Source organism: Xenorhabdus sp. PB30.3 (assembly GCF_963895965.1).
GTDB classification, from domain to species: Bacteria; Pseudomonadota; Gammaproteobacteria; order Enterobacterales; family Enterobacteriaceae; genus Xenorhabdus; species Xenorhabdus stockiae.
In genome coordinates, this window is sequence record NZ_CAWQMW010000188.1 from 46,260 (window position 1) to 64,429 (window position 18,170).

The 18,170-nt window shown below is 44.5% G+C and carries 15 protein-coding genes and 1 other RNA gene; 11 read left to right on the top strand and 5 right to left on the bottom strand.

Features of this window, described 5'->3' with window-relative positions; genetic code table 11:
• Positions 1–58: 58 nt before the first annotated feature.
• Entirely contained in the window at positions 59–1,945 is a 1,887-nt protein-coding gene (locus AACX38_RS19785) for an enterotoxin (RefSeq protein WP_228863293.1), read from the bottom strand.
• A 348-nt stretch (positions 1,946–2,293) separates the two neighbouring features.
• Here AACX38_RS19785 and argO point away from each other — a divergent pair, with 348 nt between their 5' ends.
• Together argO and AACX38_RS19795 are read left to right on the top strand one after the other, a co-directional pair.
• A complete protein-coding gene (argO, locus tag AACX38_RS19790) occupies positions 2,294–2,917 on the top strand; it encodes an arginine exporter ArgO (RefSeq protein ID WP_228863294.1) in 624 nt (207 codons plus the stop codon).
• 218 nt (positions 2,918–3,135) lie between these two features.
• Positions 3,136–3,864, top strand: a complete 729-nt coding sequence (locus AACX38_RS19795) for an oxidative stress defense protein (protein ID WP_228858401.1) — start codon at positions 3,136–3,138, stop codon at positions 3,862–3,864.
• Here the strand turns inward: AACX38_RS19795 and AACX38_RS19800 are convergent.
• Positions 3,861–4,766 carry a LysR family transcriptional regulator ArgP gene (locus AACX38_RS19800; protein WP_099121372.1) on the bottom strand — a complete coding sequence of 302 codons (906 nt, stop codon included), beginning with the start codon at positions 4,764–4,766 and terminating at the stop codon, positions 3,861–3,863. The two genes, AACX38_RS19795 and AACX38_RS19800, sit on opposite strands and share 4 nt — an antisense overlap.
• A gap of 195 nt (positions 4,767–4,961) precedes the next feature.
• On the opposite strand from AACX38_RS19800, the gene rpiA reads away from it, so the two are divergent.
• Positions 4,962–5,621, top strand: coding sequence for a ribose-5-phosphate isomerase RpiA (gene rpiA / locus AACX38_RS19805; protein WP_228858403.1), 660 nt, complete (start codon positions 4,962–4,964; stop codon positions 5,619–5,621).
• 270 nt (positions 5,622–5,891) lie between these two features.
• Positions 5,892–7,133, top strand: a complete 1,242-nt coding sequence (serA, locus tag AACX38_RS19810) for a phosphoglycerate dehydrogenase (RefSeq protein WP_099111390.1) — start codon at positions 5,892–5,894, stop codon at positions 7,131–7,133.
• 70 nt (positions 7,134–7,203) lie between these two features.
• On the opposite strand, the gene AACX38_RS19815 is transcribed toward serA, so the two are convergent.
• The 3 genes from AACX38_RS19815 to zapA form a co-directional block, all read right to left on the bottom strand.
• Complete coding sequence (locus AACX38_RS19815; protein ID WP_099121370.1) at positions 7,204–7,800, bottom strand: 5-formyltetrahydrofolate cyclo-ligase; 597 nt, start codon at positions 7,798–7,800, stop codon at positions 7,204–7,206.
• A gap of 50 nt (positions 7,801–7,850) precedes the next feature.
• Positions 7,851–8,035, bottom strand: a non-coding RNA gene (ssrS, locus tag AACX38_RS19820) — 6S RNA.
• 209 nt (positions 8,036–8,244) lie between these two features.
• Positions 8,245–8,550, bottom strand: a complete 306-nt coding sequence (gene zapA, locus AACX38_RS19825) for a cell division protein ZapA (RefSeq protein WP_086955933.1) — start codon at positions 8,548–8,550, stop codon at positions 8,245–8,247.
• A gap of 242 nt (positions 8,551–8,792) precedes the next feature.
• On the opposite strand from zapA, the gene AACX38_RS19830 reads away from it, so the two are divergent.
• The 7 genes from AACX38_RS19830 to gcvP all read left to right on the top strand — a co-directional run bounded on the left by AACX38_RS19830 (position 8,793) and on the right by gcvP (position 18,139).
• On the top strand, positions 8,793–9,368 hold the full coding sequence (locus AACX38_RS19830) for a YecA/YgfB family protein (protein ID WP_228863295.1): 576 nt from the start codon (positions 8,793–8,795) through the stop codon (positions 9,366–9,368).
• Positions 9,369–9,415: 47 nt separating this feature from the next.
• Positions 9,416–10,726: a Xaa-Pro aminopeptidase gene (gene pepP / locus AACX38_RS19835; protein WP_228863296.1), complete on the top strand. Its 1,311-nt coding sequence runs from the start codon at positions 9,416–9,418 to the stop codon at positions 10,724–10,726.
• Positions 10,727–10,816: 90 nt separating this feature from the next.
• Positions 10,817–12,007: a 2-octaprenyl-6-methoxyphenyl hydroxylase gene (gene ubiH, locus AACX38_RS19840; RefSeq protein WP_228863297.1), complete on the top strand. Its 1,191-nt coding sequence runs from the start codon at positions 10,817–10,819 to the stop codon at positions 12,005–12,007.
• 24 nt (positions 12,008–12,031) lie between these two features.
• On the top strand, positions 12,032–13,264 hold the full coding sequence (gene ubiI, locus AACX38_RS19845) for an FAD-dependent 2-octaprenylphenol hydroxylase (RefSeq protein ID WP_228863298.1): 1,233 nt from the start codon (positions 12,032–12,034) through the stop codon (positions 13,262–13,264).
• A 369-nt stretch (positions 13,265–13,633) separates the two neighbouring features.
• Positions 13,634–14,731, top strand: coding sequence for a glycine cleavage system aminomethyltransferase GcvT (gene gcvT / locus AACX38_RS19850; protein ID WP_228863299.1), 1,098 nt, complete (start codon positions 13,634–13,636; stop codon positions 14,729–14,731).
• 47 nt (positions 14,732–14,778) lie between these two features.
• Positions 14,779–15,171, top strand: a complete 393-nt coding sequence (gene gcvH / locus AACX38_RS19855; RefSeq protein ID WP_099121364.1) for a glycine cleavage system protein GcvH — start codon at positions 14,779–14,781, stop codon at positions 15,169–15,171.
• Between the two features lie 91 nt (positions 15,172–15,262).
• The gene (gcvP, locus tag AACX38_RS19860) at positions 15,263–18,139 is read left to right on the top strand and encodes an aminomethyl-transferring glycine dehydrogenase (protein WP_228863300.1); all 2,877 of its coding nucleotides are present in this window, start codon (positions 15,263–15,265) and stop codon (positions 18,137–18,139) included.
• Positions 18,140–18,170: the final 31 nt, after the last annotated feature.

An 18,170-nucleotide genomic window follows, 5' to 3' on the forward strand; every position in this document is an offset into this window, starting at 1 on the left:
CCAAGTCAGAGTTTGCTTAAACGGCATTTAAACTTTTAATCAGAGAAGTCGGTGTTGTTTACTGCATAGGTACGGCTTCAAATACAAGCATTTCCAGCGGTTTTAGTGTCACGGTGACAGCTTTGGTATAGTTTTCCGGTACAGTGGCGTTATTGCCGTATACGGGGATTAGTCTGAAATGCGAGGTTTCTCCCCGCGGAATTTCAAAATCTTTTGCCATATCCAGGTAATATGTTTGTGCTTTATCTGACGGATTGCGAAGACCGAGAATTGCTTTACGTTTATTCCATGATGCCCAGCCGTAAACTTTCAGTGCATGAGGATCGCCGCCTATCCAGTGGCTATCTATCAGTACATCTGAATTACTCTGTGACCACTTAGCCGCTTTCGCCAGCGTATCCCATTTGGCCTTATTCAGCATAGACGGTGTGATATATAGCTCCTGTAGCTGTGAGCCGGTGGCGAAGTAGCTCCAGACCTGATCGGCGAAATCGCCATCCGTTTGCACCTTCTCCAGCCCATCATAGGAGCTTTTCGCGCTGACGATGCCGTGGTACATCAATGAATTAAGCGGTAATAACGGACTCTTTTTCACAATCGAGCGATAAGTTTCTGCATCACGGTAAGTGACCCACTTCTGAGCTGGTGAACCTTTACCGTCTAAATTGATATCAGCACCCTGACGCCAGATAGAATCGGCGTAGAATAGCCAGGAAGGGCTGGCAGTGGTACCGGTTGTCAGGTTGATGAACAGATCCTTGTTAGCCGCTCGCATATTATTAATGAGGGCAATCGAGGCATCGAAATCGGAAGCAAACGGGCTACCTTCAATATGCGAATTGGCGTTACCCATACCGTCCAGCTTGAAGGAAGTAATGTGTTCATTTTTGATGAGGTTGAGAACTTGGGCGTTAAAGCTTTTGAAATAATTTGGACCGGAGAGAGCGAGCCTTCCATCAGCTGTTTCAAAACCATACTCTTTGGCATGCGAGACGCGGATTTGGCCTGAACCACCATAGCCGCCCCACGGGGAAAGCCACAAACCTATTGAACTGTGCAGGCTGGCTGCCTTGTTTCTAACGGTATCGAAATGGCTGAAGGCCGGGCTAAACAACCATCTGCCAGTGAGGTCATCCCAGCCATCATCCAGTAGAAAGGCATCAAGCTTCACACCACGCCCGGTAATGAATTCTTTATTCCACTCATCTATCCGTTTCAATACATCTTGTTCGGTGTAAGCGGAGCCAAAGCCTATATCCATCCAGCTATTGTAGTGTAGATAGGGTTTATATGGACGTGGACGCAGTGCGTTGATCAGTTGGTTAACACTGCGGCGTAGTTGATTGGTTTCCGGAAAGGTGCCAAGGAAGATAGTATAGCTGAGCGGAATTTTAGGCTGGATGGCCATTTTCAGCTCGACGTTCAGACTACTGCTTGCTTCATGGACATTGGTGTTCACAAAAGGTTTTTTGGGCAGAATAACAAATGGGTTGGCAATGATTGGTGAGCTGTTGATTTCTCCATCAATATAAGGTGTCGGAGATTGCTGCTTAGTTGGGAAGAAGGTGATGTTAGTAATTTCTCTGGGTTTACCTACCGCAGCGATAGTGTAATTAATGCTGGCATATTTCTTTTTCAGCATGCTCAGTACGACGGTGACGTTAAAATCCTTGTGAGAATAATCAATCTTAATTGCGTTATCCAGTTGCTCTATATGTTTGATTTTAAAATCAGAGGTATGAATCACATCTTGATTTGGCAGCGTTAGAAAAAAAAGTTCCTGTGATGTGATCTGGCGGTGGAACGGTTTATCCTGAATCGTAACTACAGACTTCGGCTCTTCAAACGAGATCTTAATATTGTCGTTGGTCAGGACATAATTTGCGGCAAAAGCGCTATTCGAAATAAGCAGACTAAGTAATGAAACTTTTGTGATATTTTTCATAGGAGGCTCTTTATTTTTATTTAGAAAAAGAAAACATTTCAGTAATTGAAATAAGAATAAAAAATGAAAAATGTTTTTAGCTTGGCAGCTGCATTCATGTTCAAATAAAAACAAACCGGAAGGGGAAGAGTATGTCTCTATCCCCCCTTATCAAAGGCTATATGTAGCATGGTGTACTTCAACCGTCTGTCACACGCGGAAGGAAATAATCAGGCGGACTGCTTACCTGCTTAGTGCTTTATTAATTTTATTAATGATGAATAAGAATAATTAATTTTTACTAATGAATGTATGTGCCTAATATGCAGATAGACCTTATTTTATTGAATAATTATTAGGAATTTCTGCATGTTTTCGACGTTAATTCAGGGTTTTTTTCTTAGTGCTGCAATGATCATCCCACTTGGACCACAAAATGTTTTTGTGATGCAGCAGGGCAGTAAAAAACAATTTCATCTGATGAGTGCCGCATTATGTGCCATCAGTGACATTATTCTGATTATGGCTGGGATCTTTGGAGGAAGTGCCCTACTTGGGAAATCTACTTTTCTGTTACAGGCGGTGACATGGGGAGGCGTTGCATTCCTCTTATGGTATGGATGGGGGGCTTTTCGGGTCGCATTATCTGCGGACTTTACACTTTCTAATAAAGATGTGGTTGTTCAAAGCCGCTGGCGGATTATTGTGACATTATTTGCAGTCACCTGGCTGAATCCTCATGTTTATCTGGATACCTTTATTGTATTAGGTAGCATTGGAGGTGGATTATCAGCTGAGTTGAGGCCGTGGTTTACTATCGGTGCAGTGACCGCCTCTATCAGTTGGTTTTTCGCATTGGCGATACTCGCCGCGTGGTTTTCTCCAATCCTTAATCAACCGCTTTCTCAACGTATCATTAATCTGTTTGTGGGATGCGTAATGTGGTACATCGCATGGAATTTATTGAAACAGGGATTACAGATTTTTAATTAACTGACACAATTCTTTATAATTTAAACAATTCTTTATAAATAGTGTGCTAATGTTTCTGAAAATTGCTTGTCTTACTGTCTATTGGGATCTTCTAGCCTATTAGACTGTTACAGGTTATTAGAGTCTGACCAAAATGCTTATTTATTTGCTGTATATCCAGTTTGTTTCGAGTTAACAGTGGCTTGAAAGAGGGTGGGTATATCCGAAAGGAGGTTTTAGTGAAACGTAACTCACTGATATTTGCTGTTATGCTGGCTGTAGGCAGTATGTCAGTTTCAGCGGCGGAATTACCATCTGTCCCACATATATCTACTTCTGGTAGTGCAACAATCAAAGCAGCCCCGGATATGGCAACTCTGATGATTCATGTCAAAGTGAGCCAGAAAAGCGCGACCGAGGCCAAGCATAAAGTTGATGCACGTGTCGCCAAATATTTTGATTTTTTGAAGGCGAGTGGTATCGATAAAAAGGATATTAATGCGGCTAATATCCGGACTCAGCCAGAATATCAATATGATCAGAAAAATGGTAAATCAACCATTATAGGGTATAGCGCATCTCGCTCAGTTGAAGTCAAAGTACATAAATTGGATCAACTGAATCCGTTGCTGGATGGAGCTTTGAAAGCAGGACTGAATGAAATTAATTCTGTGCAATTCAGCGTTGCTGATCCTCAGCTATATCGTAGTGAAGCCAGACAGAAAGCGATCGCAAATGCGATTCAACAGGCAACTGAACTGGCAAAAGGCTTTAACAGTAAGTTAGGTGCTGTATATAGTGTCACTTATCGTCCCCCTGAAGCTGTACCTTATCCAATGAATAGACTGCAATTAAGGACAACTCAGATGGCCGCTGCGCCAGCAGGGGATTCAGCAGATGAAACTTATGAACCACAAAGCATAGAGTTTTCTGATCATGTTGATGCAGTTTTTGAATTACAGCGTTAATTAATCTCATCTTCCTGACGTAACATCTGGCGCCCAAGTTTTAACAGGGCGTCAGTGACTTTTCTCATTGCACTGCTTTCTGGGGCAAACCGGTGCCAGTAAAGCATACGGCGCTGGTATAGCCCGGGTGTTAAATCAACTAATTCACCTGCTTTTAGTTCTCTGTCAATTTGTAAATGAGGGATCATACAGCATGTTGTGCCTTGTTTTGCTAATTGAACAAAGGCTTCAGATGAGTTAACGATATGGCAGGGCACACTACCCGGCGATAAATCAAAATACTGCTGTAAAAAGGCCTGATGCATATCATCCAGATGATCAAATGCAACCGCCGGAGCTTTCAATAATGCAGAGCGTGTCACTCCATTAGGGAAAAAGCGATCGGCAAATTTAGGAGAAGCGACGAAGAGATAATCGAGAGCGCCTAATTTATCCACCAGACAGCTTGGCAATGGTTGTGACTGAATACTGATGGCACCGACAACTTCCCCGCGTCTCAGGCTTTCCTGTGTCCGGGTTTCATCTTCCACCTGAATATTGAGCCTGATGGGTAAATCAGAAAGCACCGGATGGAGTGCGGGTAAAAGCCAGGTAGCCAGACTATCTGCATTGACCGCAAGAGAAAGTAGCAGAGGAGTTTCATTGCCATTCTCATCACCGAGCCATTGTGCTTCGAGTAATTCCACCTGATGTAATAACGCCAGCAATTTCTGTCCCTGCTCTGTAGGACGGGGCGGAACAGTACGCACTAAGAGTGGTTGACCAAATAAGTTTTCTAATTGCTTGATACGCTGGGATACGGCGGATTGAGTAATACAAAGCTTTTGGGCTGCACGTTCGAAGCCGCGTTCGCGGATCACGGCGTCTAACGCCTGTAAGGATCGGTAATCAGGACGTTTCATTGAAAATCAGGCTCTCCGTTTGTCATTAACTCTTCGATTATTCTGGAATGGTATTTATTCTAGAATGATATTGTGTGCCCAAAATATTTTTCGGTCTAGGTAGCACTATGCCATATTTTTTCACAGGGTAAGATAAAATATTGTTTATACTGGCAGCTGGATTTTTCTTGTAATTGATTATAGGCAGTGATTGATATGACACAGGATGAACTGAAAAAAGCGGTAGGCTGGGCAGCGCTGGAATATGTTAAACCGGGAACAGTTGTGGGAGTAGGCACCGGTTCAACGGCATCTCATTTTATTGATGCTCTGGGAACAATGAAAGATCAAATCGAAGGTGCGGTATCCAGCTCGGAAGCATCAACTGAGAAATTGAAAAGCCTTGGCATCCCTGTGTTTGACTGTAATGAAGTTGACTCTTTAGACATTTATGTTGACGGGGCTGACGAAATTAATGCTCAAATGCAGATGATTAAAGGTGGTGGTGCGGCACTGACCAGAGAGAAGATCATTGCTGCGGTAGCAAAGAAATTCATTTGTATTATTGATGAATCCAAACAGGTTGACGTGTTGGGTAAATTCCCGTTACCTGTGGAAGTGATTCCGATGGCTCGTTCTTATGTTGCCCGTGAGCTGGTAAAACTCGGAGGAACACCGGTTTATCGTCAGAATGTTATCACTGATAATGGTAACGTTATTTTAGATGTTCACAATCTTGCCATTCTGAATCCTATCGAGTTAGAAAATAAAATTAATGCTATTGCAGGAGTAGTAACGGTAGGCTTGTTTGCGAATCGTGGCGCGAATGTCGTGCTGGTTGGCAGCTCCAACGGAGTGAAAACGATTACAGAGTAACCGCTTGCGAAGGGCAGAATATTCTGCCCTTAAAAAATTTTCTGACTTTTTCAAAAAATAAAATTCAGATATATATATTGTATTATTGATTAAATCTTCCTCAAAATCCTGATTTTACCTTGTAACGAAACCCTTTACTTTGTGTAACAACTTTTTTACTGTTTCTTATGCTGTTTTACAGGCAAACGATTATATTGCTGTTGACGTTTTTTTTGTTATTTTAGTGAAATCTATCGGCATTATGAAAGTTAGTACAACTAGGGCGGGTAAATGGTTAAGGTATCTTTAGAAAAGGAAAAAATTAAGTTTCTGCTGCTGGAAGGTGTTCATCAAAGCACAGTCGACAATCTGCGGGCAGCAGGGTACAGCAATATTGAATATCATAAAGGGGCATTAGAGCCGGAAGAGCTGAAAGAAGCTATCCGTGATGCCAAATTTGTTGGGATCCGTTCCCGTACTCAGTTAACTGAAGAAATTTTTGCGGCGGCGGAAAAGCTGGTAGCAGTCGGGTGTTTCTGCATCGGTACTAATCAGGTTGATCTGAATGCAGCAGCAAAACGCGGTATTCCCGTATTCAACGCCCCATTCTCTAATACGCGCTCAGTGGCTGAAATGGTATTAGGGCAGCTGTTGCTGCTGTTACGCCGTGTTCCTGAAGCTAATGCAAAGGCCCATAAAGGTATATGGAATAAACAGGCTGCGGGCTGCTATGAAGCACGTGGTAAAAAACTGGGCATTATTGGTTACGGTCATATCGGCTCACAGCTAAGTGTTCTGGCTGAAAGTATCGGCCTTAATGTTTATTTCTATGATTTGGAACACAAACTACCACTGGGCAACGCTCAGCAGGTTCATCACTTATCTGAATTGCTAAATATGAGTGATGTTATCAGTCTGCATGTTCCTGAAACTCATTCAACCAAAAACATGATTGGTGCAGCAGAATTAGAACTGATGAAACCGGGCTCGATTTTGATCAATGCATCACGTGGTACTGTGATCGATATTCCTGCACTGACTGAAGCGCTGGAAATCGGGCACCTTTCTGGTGCTGCGATTGATGTTTTCCCTGAAGAGCCGGCAACAAACAGCGAGCCTTTTGTCTCACCGCTAATCAAATTTGACAACGTATTGTTGACGCCTCATATCGGTGGTTCTACACAAGAAGCACAACAGAACATCGGTTATGAAGTTGCAGGTAAACTGGTTAAATATTCTGATAATGGTTCTACATTATCCGCAGTAAACTTCCCGGAAGTTTCATTGCCTCTGCATGCGAAGGATACCAATCGATTACTGCATATCCACGAAAATCGCCCGGGTATCTTAACCAGCATTAACCAGGTTTTCACCGATCAGGAAATCAATATCGAGGCACAATATCTGCGTACTGAAGGCGATATGGGTTATGTTGTTATCGATATTATGACGCAAAATCCGGCTCAGGCGGAATTAGTCCTGCAACAGCTAAAAGCTTTGCCTGGTACTATTCGCTCTCGTATGCTTTACTAACTTAAATGATATAAGGGCTATAATAATAGCCCTTATGCATTGAAATTTAAGTATAAATAATTTTCAGCGGTTATACCCAGCGCCATGTTTTTTCTGGAGTAATTATTTCGGGTAAAGGAATATCCCAACTTGCGCTGGGTAATGAGTCAACCAGTTGAAAATTATGTGCTAACCCAATCGGATAAAATTTTTGCTGTTGCCATTTGGCAAGTGTCCTGTCGTAGAAACCTCCGCCCATCCCTAAGCGCTGCCCGCTACGATCAAAAGCAACGAGCGGAATAAACATAATATCCAGCTCAGAGACAGGTAAAACCTGCCGGATATCCAGTGGCGGTTCTTCTATCCTGAATTGATTCCGGATGAGAGGAGTGTCAGGCTGATAACGAAGAAACAGCAAATGATTCCGACTGAAAGGGTGTAATACAGGCAAATAGACCTGTTTATTTTGTTGCCAGAGTTGCTGAATCAATGGGCGTGTATCTAGTTCACCATCAAAAGAGAGATACAAGGCAATTTTTTTTGCTTGCAGGATCTTAGGATGTTCCATAACCCGCTCAGCTGCCTGTAGGGCGAATCGCAATTGTTGTTCAGGGGAGAGGTTTTTACGTAGTTGACGAATGTCTTGTCTGATGCTTTTTCGAAGAGAGAAAAAGGAATCTGATTGCATAGTACCTGCCTATTAAAGTAGTGCAGAAAAGGATACAAAACAGATAGATAGGGTTCTCCAAGATGCCGCTGCAGGTGGTAACCCTTGAACCCTTGGTTCAAGGTGAACATGGTGTCGCCCCTATTAGGCTTCTTGGACTAGCCAAGCATGCTCACAAGAAACGGAGCACCACATTCTATCAGATATGAAATATCGGCTCAGGGGACATCCCCGCTCACGAACACCTCAGAGAAATTTTTTATTACTTTAAACTAATTAGCCAGGAATCTTCAATCAGAACCTACCCATTTAGTCTTAAGTAATATCATGTAGCCTATTGTATGGAACTAAATGGAGAAAGCAACTGCTTATGTTCATCTATCGTGACTACTGCCTGATTTCTAAACAAGGATAAGTCTACTGACGATATAAAGCTGGCTAATTTCGGGTTTTTGTTACTTTGCCCTAACTTTTGTTACCTTGCTCTAACAGTGCCTGCTCAATCGTCTGTTGAAGCATTTTAATTTTTTGTTCCATATTATAGGCGTAATCACGGGTTTTCATTTTTTCCTGTGCCAACTCGTGACAGATATTCAGCGCCACAATAAAAACCAGTTGCTCAGTGTTAGTCACTCTGGTGCGTTCTTTGAGGTTATGCAAACGCTGATCAAGTTCATCCGCAGCAGCCTGCAATGCTTCTATCTGCTCTGGTGGACAATTGACACGTAATGACCGCCCAAAAATCTGAATATCTACTGGTTGTGCAGACATGACACCTTCCTGATTTATTACTGTGCCGATACCTTAATTTTGACATACACCCTTTATCTTTCCAGAGTTGCGGTAATCTGGAAAAATAAAGGGTGTAAAAACATATTCTGGTATAAAAGTAAGGCCGACACCAATCATTACCGTGCAATACCAAAAAACAACCTGATTATGTTGTCTGGTATAGCGACTCCCCTTGATGGTAGCATAGCATGAACTTATATCGCCAACGATGATCAATATACATGTCTATACAAAACTCATTACCTAATTATCAGTCATTTGATGAAATTTTGCATCAACAGTCCGTAGCTTTAACTGCCGCGGAAATGCACGGTTTAATCAGCGGGTTACTGTGTGGTGGAAATCACGACAGTAGCTGGCAGGCTCTTGTCCATGATCTTGCCAATGACGGTCTGGCATTTTCACAGATCCTCGCGCAGCCAATCAGAGAATTGTATGAAACAACCTTCGAGTTATTGGATGACAGTAATTTCCACTTTAATTTACTGCTTCCTGCTGATGAAGAGGGTGTTTTTGCATGTGCCGATGCGTTGGCAGGTTGGGTAAACCACTTCTTGTTAGGGTTAGGCGTAGCTGATCCTAAGTTAACAGAAAGAAAAGAAATTCAGGAAGTTATTACGGATTTACGTAATATAGGGATGCTGGGATACGATGAAAGCGAAGATCAGGAGGAGTTAGCTCAGGCACTGGAAGAAGTACTGGAATATGTTCGTGTTGCAGTGCAACTCTGCTACATCGCACTGGCGACACCTAAAAAAGCAGGCAATACCAAAAACGAAAAACCAACGCTGCATTGATTGGTGATTAATTAATAACTAATAATAATGAGATTGCAGGAGAGGGTATGACCAAACAAGAATATTTGTCCCGTCGTCAGGTATTATTGTCGAAAATGGCACCGGCCAGTGCGGCCATTATTTTTGCAGCCCCGCATGCGACACGCAATTCAGATAGTGAATATCCTTATCGTCAACATAGTGATTTTCTTTATTTAACTGGATTTAATGAACCAGAGTCGGTTCTTATCCTGATCAAAAGTGATGAAACTCATAATCACAGTGTGTTGTTTAACCGGGTGCGTGATTTGACGGCGGAAATCTGGTCTGGTCGCCGGCTCGGGCAAGAAGCTGCGCCGGAAAAACTGGGCGTTAATCGTGCTTTACCCTTTGATGCTCTTGACGAGCAACTCTACCTGCTGCTGAACGGGCTGGACGTGGTTTATCATGCACAGGGCGAATTTGAATATGCGGACGAGATAGTATTCAGTGCCCTGGATAAATTACGGAAAAACAGCCGTCGTAATCTCACTGTGCCATCAATCATGGCTGACTGGCGCCCGTGGCTGCATGAAATGCGTCTGTTTAAATCAGAAGCTGAATTGGAAATCATGCGTAAAGCGGGGAAAATCAGTGCACAGGCTCATACCCGAGCAATGCAGCGTTGTCGCCCGGATATGTTTGAATATCAGCTTGAAGCGGAAATTCACCATGAATTTACCTATCACGGTGCACGCTATCCTGCTTATAACACCATTGTTGGTTCCGGCGAGAATGCCTGCATTCTGCATTACACAGAAAATGATCGCTGTATGAAAACTGGCGATTTGGTGCTTATCGATGCCGGTTGTGAATATAAAGGTTATGCGGGCGATATTACGCGGACATTTCCGGTCAATGGTAAATTTACCCGCCCCCAGCGAGAAATTTATGACATTGTGCTGAAATCCATCAATGTCTCGCTGGAGCTTTATAAACCGGGTACCAGCATGAGAGAAGTGACGGGGCAGGTTGTGCGTATCATGGTTGAAGAATTGGTTAAGCTGGGCATTCTGCACGGAGAAGTCGAATATTTGATCGAGACCAATGCTTATCGCCAATTTTTCATGCATGGTTTAAGTCACTGGCTGGGTCTGGATGTTCACGATGTAGGGCACTATGGTGTGGATCGTGATCGTATTCTGGAACCGGGCATGGTACTGACTGTTGAACCGGGGCTGTATATCGCACCGGATGCTGATGTACCGCCGGAATATCGGGGAATTGGGATCCGTATTGAAGACGATATTTTGATTACAGAATCAGGTAATGAAAATTTAACCGAATATGTCGTTAAAGATCCTGATGAAATTGAAGCACTGATGGCACAGGCAAAATAGAGTTAGAGTCATACACCCGATGGATTTCAAACTGTATAGCAGTCAGCAGGCAGTTTGAAAAACGAAGGGGAAAGTAATCAGGAAGTGATAATGAGCGTGATTATCGTAGGAGGAGGAATGGCCGGTGCAACACTGGCGCTTGCCATTTCTGCTTTAAGTCGGGGGCAGTTACAGGTTTCTTTAATTGAAGCGGCAGAGCCGGCACAGGAACATCCGGGTTTTGATGCAAGGGCAATTGCCTTAGCTTATGGCACATGTCAGCGTTTAAACCAGATAGGCATCTGGTCTGCCCTGAAAGATTGTGTGACGCCAATTACTCACGTTCATGTCAGTGATCGCGGTCATAGCGGTTTTGTGAATATCCGAGCGGATGACTATAACATTCCGGCATTGGGCAACGTGATTGAATTGCACAATGCCGGAAGTCGTTTATTTGGTTTATTAAAACAGGCACCGAATATCCGGCTTTACTGTCCGGCGAAAGTGAATTCTGTTGAGCGTTTCGACTCTTCTGTCTCCATTACTTTGGATAACGGTGAAAAACTGACGGGAAAACTACTGGTAGCAGCAGACGGAAGCCAGTCCGCTGTGGCCAGTGCCTGTCATATTCCTTGGCAACGGCAAAATTATGGTCAGGCGGCCATTATTGCCAATGTTCTGACATCTGAAAATCCTCAGGGACGGGCGTTTGAGCGGTTTACCAAGCATGGCCCGTTAGCATTGCTGCCAATGTCAGAAGGGCGCAGTTCACTGGTCTGGTGTCATCCATCAGAAAAACTGCCGGAAATCAGTCAGTGGAAAGATAGTGAATTTCTTCACCAGTTACAGAAAGCCTTTGGCTGGAGACTGGGTAAAATGTTGGAAACAGGTCAGCGACACTGTTATCCGTTGGCTTTATCCACTGCCGGGCAGCAGATTAGCCATCGTCTGGCACTGGTAGGTAACTCATCGCAAACGCTGCACCCGATTGCAGGACAGGGTTTTAATCTGGGTATGCGTGATGTTATGGCGCTGGCTCAGGTGATTTCTGAAGCTGCGATTGAAGGGCTAGATATTGGTTCTTATAACGTTCTGGCGCGTTATCGGCAGCGACGGGATGTTGATCGAGAAGTAACAATTGGTATTACTGATGGGTTGGTCAGGTTGTTTGCCAATGATTATTTTCCGTTGAAGGCCGGGAGAAATCTTGGGCTGATGGCGATGGAAATGTTGCCATTGACGAAAGGAACACTGGCTCGCCAGACACTCGGGTGGGTCAACCATCATTCAACGGCAGAGTAAGTCAGATTAAGAGGAAATAAAAACATGCAGTCATTTGATGTGGTGATCGCAGGAGGCGGGATGGTTGGCCTTGCGCTGGCCTGTGGTTTACAGGGTAGCGGCTTGCGTATCGCGATTGTTGAAGAACACTCGCCAACCGGTAAATTTCATACCAATGATGAGCATGCGCTGCGTGTTTCTGCCATCAATGCTGCCAGTGAAAGATTATTAACTCATCTTGGCGTCTGGCAGAAGATACTGGCAATGCGCGCCAGCCCTTATCAGGGGATGGAAGTCTGGGATCTGGATAGTTTTGGGCGCATTCAGTTCAGTGCAGCAGAAAATGGTCTGAGTCATCTTGGGCATATCATCGAAAACCGGGTTATCAGGCAGGCGTTGTGGGAGCAGGTCGAAAGTCTCTCTGACATCACGGTGTATTCTCCTGTTTCGCTGAAAAATGTTGCATGGGGAGAAAATGAAGCCTTTATTACTCTGTCTGATGAAAGCATGCTGACTTCACGGTTGGTGGTTGGTGCGGATGGTGCTCATTCATGGTTGCGTCAGCATGCGGATATTCCACTGACGTTCTGGGATTATGAACATCATGCACTGGTCGCTACCATTCATACAGCCGAACCCCATCAAGGTGTTGCCCGTCAGGTCTTCCACGGAGATGGCATTCTTGCTTTTCTGCCACTGTCTGATCCCCATTTATGCTCTATTGTCTGGTCGTTACCCGCTGAAGCAGCAAAACAGCGTAAAACAATGGATACTGAGTTATTCAACCGACAGTTGAGCGCTACCTTTGATATGCGTCTGGGGCAATGCGAGCTGGTTAGTGAGCGGCAAACCATTCCTTTGATGGGGCGTTATGCGCGTAATTTTGCGGCCCATCGGTTAGCTTTATTAGGGGATGCAGCACATACGATCCATCCGTTAGCCGGTCAGGGAGTCAATCTGGGGTTTATGGATGTAGCAGAGCTGATTGGCGAACTTAACCGGCTGAATCAGGAGGGCAAAGATATCGGGCAATATCTCTATCTTGGTCGTTATGAGCGTCGTCGTAAACACAGTGCGGCTGTCATGCTGGCTGGTATGCAGGGTTTTCGCCAGCTATTTGATGGAAATAACCCTGTCAAAAAGCTGGTTCGTGATGTAGGGCTGGCTATGGCTGACCGTTTACCCGGAGTGAAACCACAATTGCTTCGTCATGCAATGGGCCTTCATGATTTACCGGATTGGTTGATGACTCAGCCCCATTCAGTTGAAAAATTCTAATGCCGTCTTCAATTTAGGATTAGTTTTTTTTATATCAGGCTAAAGTGTATTCAGTCAATTTGCTTCGCGCTTTAGTCTGTTTCTAATAAAAAAAGTATATATTTTGTGTTTTACTGCCAGTTTTTAGCGTCCTTCCACAATAAATTAGAAAAAAATCCTGCATGATAGTGAAGCATTTTTGAAGCTATCACTACAGTGTTAATAATTTATCCTATGGTTCATTTCCCTTTTCAGTGATAACTTCTAGTCCAAGGTATCGTTTGCGCTGTTAACCGTTTTTCTGCTTCATGATCCAATATTTGTCGGTTAATACGCCGTATTTACTCAGATCAAGAACATCTTCATGTCAAGAATGGAAAGAGGGAAATAATGTCAAAACACACCCCATTGTATGAGCAACATCTGGCATGCGGATCGCGCATGGTAGATTTTCATGGCTGGATGATGCCCCTTCACTACGGCTCACAAATCGACGAGCATCACTCGGTGCGTACTGACGCGGGTATGTTCGATGTTTCCCATATGACCATCGTGGACTTACACGGCACTGGCTGCCGCGATTTCCTCCGCTATCTTCTGGCAAATGATGTTGCCAAACTGACTGAAAAAGGCAAGGCACTCTATACCGGCATGCTGAATGCTTCCGGCGGTGTTATTGATGACCTGATTGTCTATTTTTTCACAAACGATTTTTATCGCATGGTTGTTAACTCAGCAACACGCGAGAAAGACTTAGCATGGATAAAACAGCATGCTGAAAAATATCCGGTTGAGATCACCGTGCGTGATGATTTGGCGCTTATTGCGGTGCAAGGTCCGAATGCACAATCTAAAGTTCAATCTTTGTTAAGTGATGAACAAAAACAAGCCATTACAGGTATGAAGCCATTTTTTGGTATGCAGGCCGGTGATTTATTTATTGCAACTACCGGTTATACCGGTGAGGCCGGATATGAAATAGCCATGCCTCAGGAACAGGCTGCTGATTTTTGGCAACAATTACTGAAAAAAGGCGTCAAGCCGGCAGGATTGGGGGCGCGGGATACATTGCGTCTTGAAGCCGGAATGAACCTTTACGGTCAGGAAATGGATGAATCCATCTCTCCATTGGCGGCTAACATGGGATGGACAATCGCATGGGAACCCGAAGATCGCCAGTTTATTGGCCGCGAAGCTCTCTTAAAACAACGTGAGGCCGGAACAGAACAACTAGTCGGATTAATCATGCGTGAGAAAGGTGTATTGCGCAGTGGGTTAACAGTTGGTTTTACAGATGAAACGGGTGCAACACATTTTGGTGCTATTACCAGTGGAACATTCTCCCCTACATTAGGATTCAGTATTGCCCTTGCACGGATACCGCGAGGGGTTGGAAAGCAGGCGGTTGTCCAGATCCGTAATCGTGAGATGCCCGTTCAGGTTGTGAAACCGGGCTTTGTGCGGATGGGTAAATCGCTTGTAGGATGATTTTGATCGCAACATTTTAATTAATAAAAAATAAGGAGATGGAACCGATGAGTCATGTACCCGTTGAATTAAAATATACCGAGTCACACGAGTGGGTTCGTTCTGAAGGGAATGGCGAATACACCGTGGGTATTACCGAACATGCCCAGCAATTATTGGGCGACATGGTGTTCATTGACTTACCTGAAATCGGAATGCAGGTAAATGTTGGTGATGATTGCGCTGTTGTTGAATCAGTTAAGGCTGCTTCTGATATTTATGCACCACTGAGTGGCGAAGTCATTGCTGTTAACCCGGCTCTGGAAGGCTCGCCGGAATTAGTGAATAGCGAGCCTTATAATGATGGCTGGTTGTTCCGCATCAAGGTGACTGATGAAAGTAAATTGTCCGAGCTACTTGATGCAGAAAAATATCGGGCATTACTGGTAGAAGAAGAGTAAGCATTTATCGCCCCGCACCACTGGAACTATACCGTGAGCGGGGCGTTTTTTATATGTGCCGTTTTTAGCTAGTTTCAGGAAATTATTATCAATGACCCAGACTCTAATCCAACTTGAAAATCAAGGTGAATTCATTCGTCGTCACATTGGTTCTTCTGCCGGACAGCAAAAAGAAATGTTGGCAATGGTAGATGCAAGCTCCCTTGACGATCTCACTAATAAAATTGTTCCCCGTGATATCGCACTGGCAGAACCACCAGCAGTAGGAGATGGTGCGACAGAACAACAGGCACTGGCTGAACTGAAGGCAATTGCAGGTCAGAACAAGCGTTACCAGTCTTATATTGGTATGGGATATGCTCCTTCAATTCTCCCGCCGGTCATCCTGCGTAATCTGTTGGAAAACCCGGGTTGGTATACGGCATATACACCATACCAGCCGGAAGTTTCTCAGGGGAGACTGGAAGCCCTGCTGAATTTTCAGCAAGTCACCATCGATCTAACCGGATTAGATCTCGCTTCAGCATCACTATTGGATGAAGCAACTGCGGCGGCAGAATCAATGGCAATGGCAAAACGTGTCAGCAAACTGAAAAATGCCGAGCGTTTCTTTGTTGCTGATGATATTCACCCACAGACACTGGATGTGGTTCGTACAAGAGCGGCGACATTTGGGTTTGATGTCATTGTTGATAAAGCAGAAAAAGTACTGGAACTGGAAGGCATCTTTGGTGTTCTGCTTCAACAGGTAGGTACTACCGGTGAAGTCCATGATTACAGTGATCTCATTACAAAACTGAAACAGCAAAAAATTATTGTCAGCGTTGCTGCTGATATCATGGCATTGGTCATGCTGACAGCTCCGGGTAAACAGGGTGCTGATATTGTCTTTGGTTCAGCGCAGCGTTTTGGTGTTCCGATGGGTTACGGCGGACCATATGCCGCGTTCTTTGCCTGTCGTGATGAATACAAACGTTCAATGCCCGGTCGAATTATTGGCGTTTCCCGTGATGCTGCCGGGAATCGTGCATTACGTATGGCGATGCAGACACGTGAGCAACATATTCGTCGTGAAAAGGCGAACTCCAATATTTGTACATCGCAGGTATTACTGGCAAATATTGCTGGTATGTATGCGGTTTATCATGGTGCTGAAGGTCTGAAAAGAATAGCAGGGCGTATTCACCGGCTGACTGACATTTTAGCTTCAGCTCTGCAAAAAGCGGGTTTAATCCTGCGTCACAAAACGTGGTTCGATACATTAACGGTAGAAGTCACCGATAAGGCACCAATACTGGCACGTGCTGAAAAAGCACACATCAATTTACGTACAGATATTCTTGGTGCAATTGGTGTGTCATTAAGTGAAAAAACCAGTCGTGAAGATTTGATAACCCTGTTTCAGGTTTTAACTGGCACTGAAACGGTGTTAGATATTGATGCACTTGATCTTGAAATTTCAGAAGGCAGCCAGTCTGTTCCGGTTTCAATGCTGCGTAATGATGAAATTCTGATCCATGATAATTTCCGTCGTTATCACAGCGAAACAGATATGATGCGCTATCTGCACAGTCTGGAACGTAAAGATCTGGCCTTGAACCAAGCGATGATCCCGTTGGGTTCATGCACAATGAAATTGAACGCAGCCGCTGAAATTATGCCAATCACATGGCCTGAATTTACGGATCTGCATCCTTTCTGCCCTCCAGAACAGGCACAGGGCTATCAGCAATTAATTAGCCAGCTGTCTAACTGGCTGGTATTGCTGACGGGTTATGATGCAGTATCTATGCAGCCAAACTCAGGTGCTCAGGGAGAATATGCCGGTTTACTGGCTATTCGCCATTACTATGCCAGCCGTGGCGAGCAACACCGTCATATTTGCCTGATCCCAAGCTCTGCACATGGCACAAACCCGGCATCAGCGCATATGGCTGGCATGACCGTGGTTGTGGTCGATTGTGATAAAGATGGCAATATCGATCTGACTGACCTGCGGGAAAAAGCCGAAAAACATCGTGATGAACTAGCTTGTATCATGGTGACATACCCATCAACCCACGGTGTATACGAAGAAACAATTCGCCAAGTTTGTGACATCATTCACCAAAATGGCGGGCAGGTTTACCTTGATGGCGCAAATATGAACGCTCAGGTAGGGATCACTACGCCGGGCTTTATCGGTGCTGATGTCTCACACCTTAACCTGCATAAAACCTTCTGTATTCCGCACGGTGGTGGCGGGCCTGGCATGGGGCCAATTGGTGTGAAAAAACACCTTGCACCGTTCCTTCCGGGGCACTCAGTGGTGGAAATGGATTCATTAACCTCGCAGGGAGCAGTATCCGCCGCGCCATTTGGCAGTGCGTCCATTTTGCCGATTAGCTGGATGTACATTCGTATGATGGGTGCAAAAGGTCTGAAACAGGCCAGTCAGGTTGCGATCCTGAATGCAAATTACATTGCTGCTCGCCTGAAAGGGGCTTATGACATCCTCTATACCGGTCGTGATGGTTATGTTGCTCACGAATGTATTCTGGATATTCGCCCATTGAAAGAAGAGTTCGGTATCAGTGAAATGGACATCGCCAAGCGTTTGATTGACTATGGTTTCCATGCACCAACTATGTCATTCCCTGTTGCGGGAACTCTGATGGTTGAGCCAACTGAATCTGAAAGCAAAATGGAAATTGATCGCTTCATTAATGCCATGCTGGCAATTCGTGAAGAAATCAACAAAGTGGCAAAAGGTGATTGGCCACTGGAAGATAACCCGCTGGTGAATGCACCGCACGTTCAGGCTGAGCTGGTTTCTGACTGGGAGCACGCGTATAGCCGTGAAGTTGCGGTTTTCCCAACCGCAGAGACAAAAGAAAATAAATACTGGCCAACAGTAAAACGTCTGGACGATGTTTATGGTGACCGCAATCTGCATTGTTCCTGCGCACCTATCGAAGATTATCGTTAATATAGACATAACTTTATTAATTTAAAGAAAA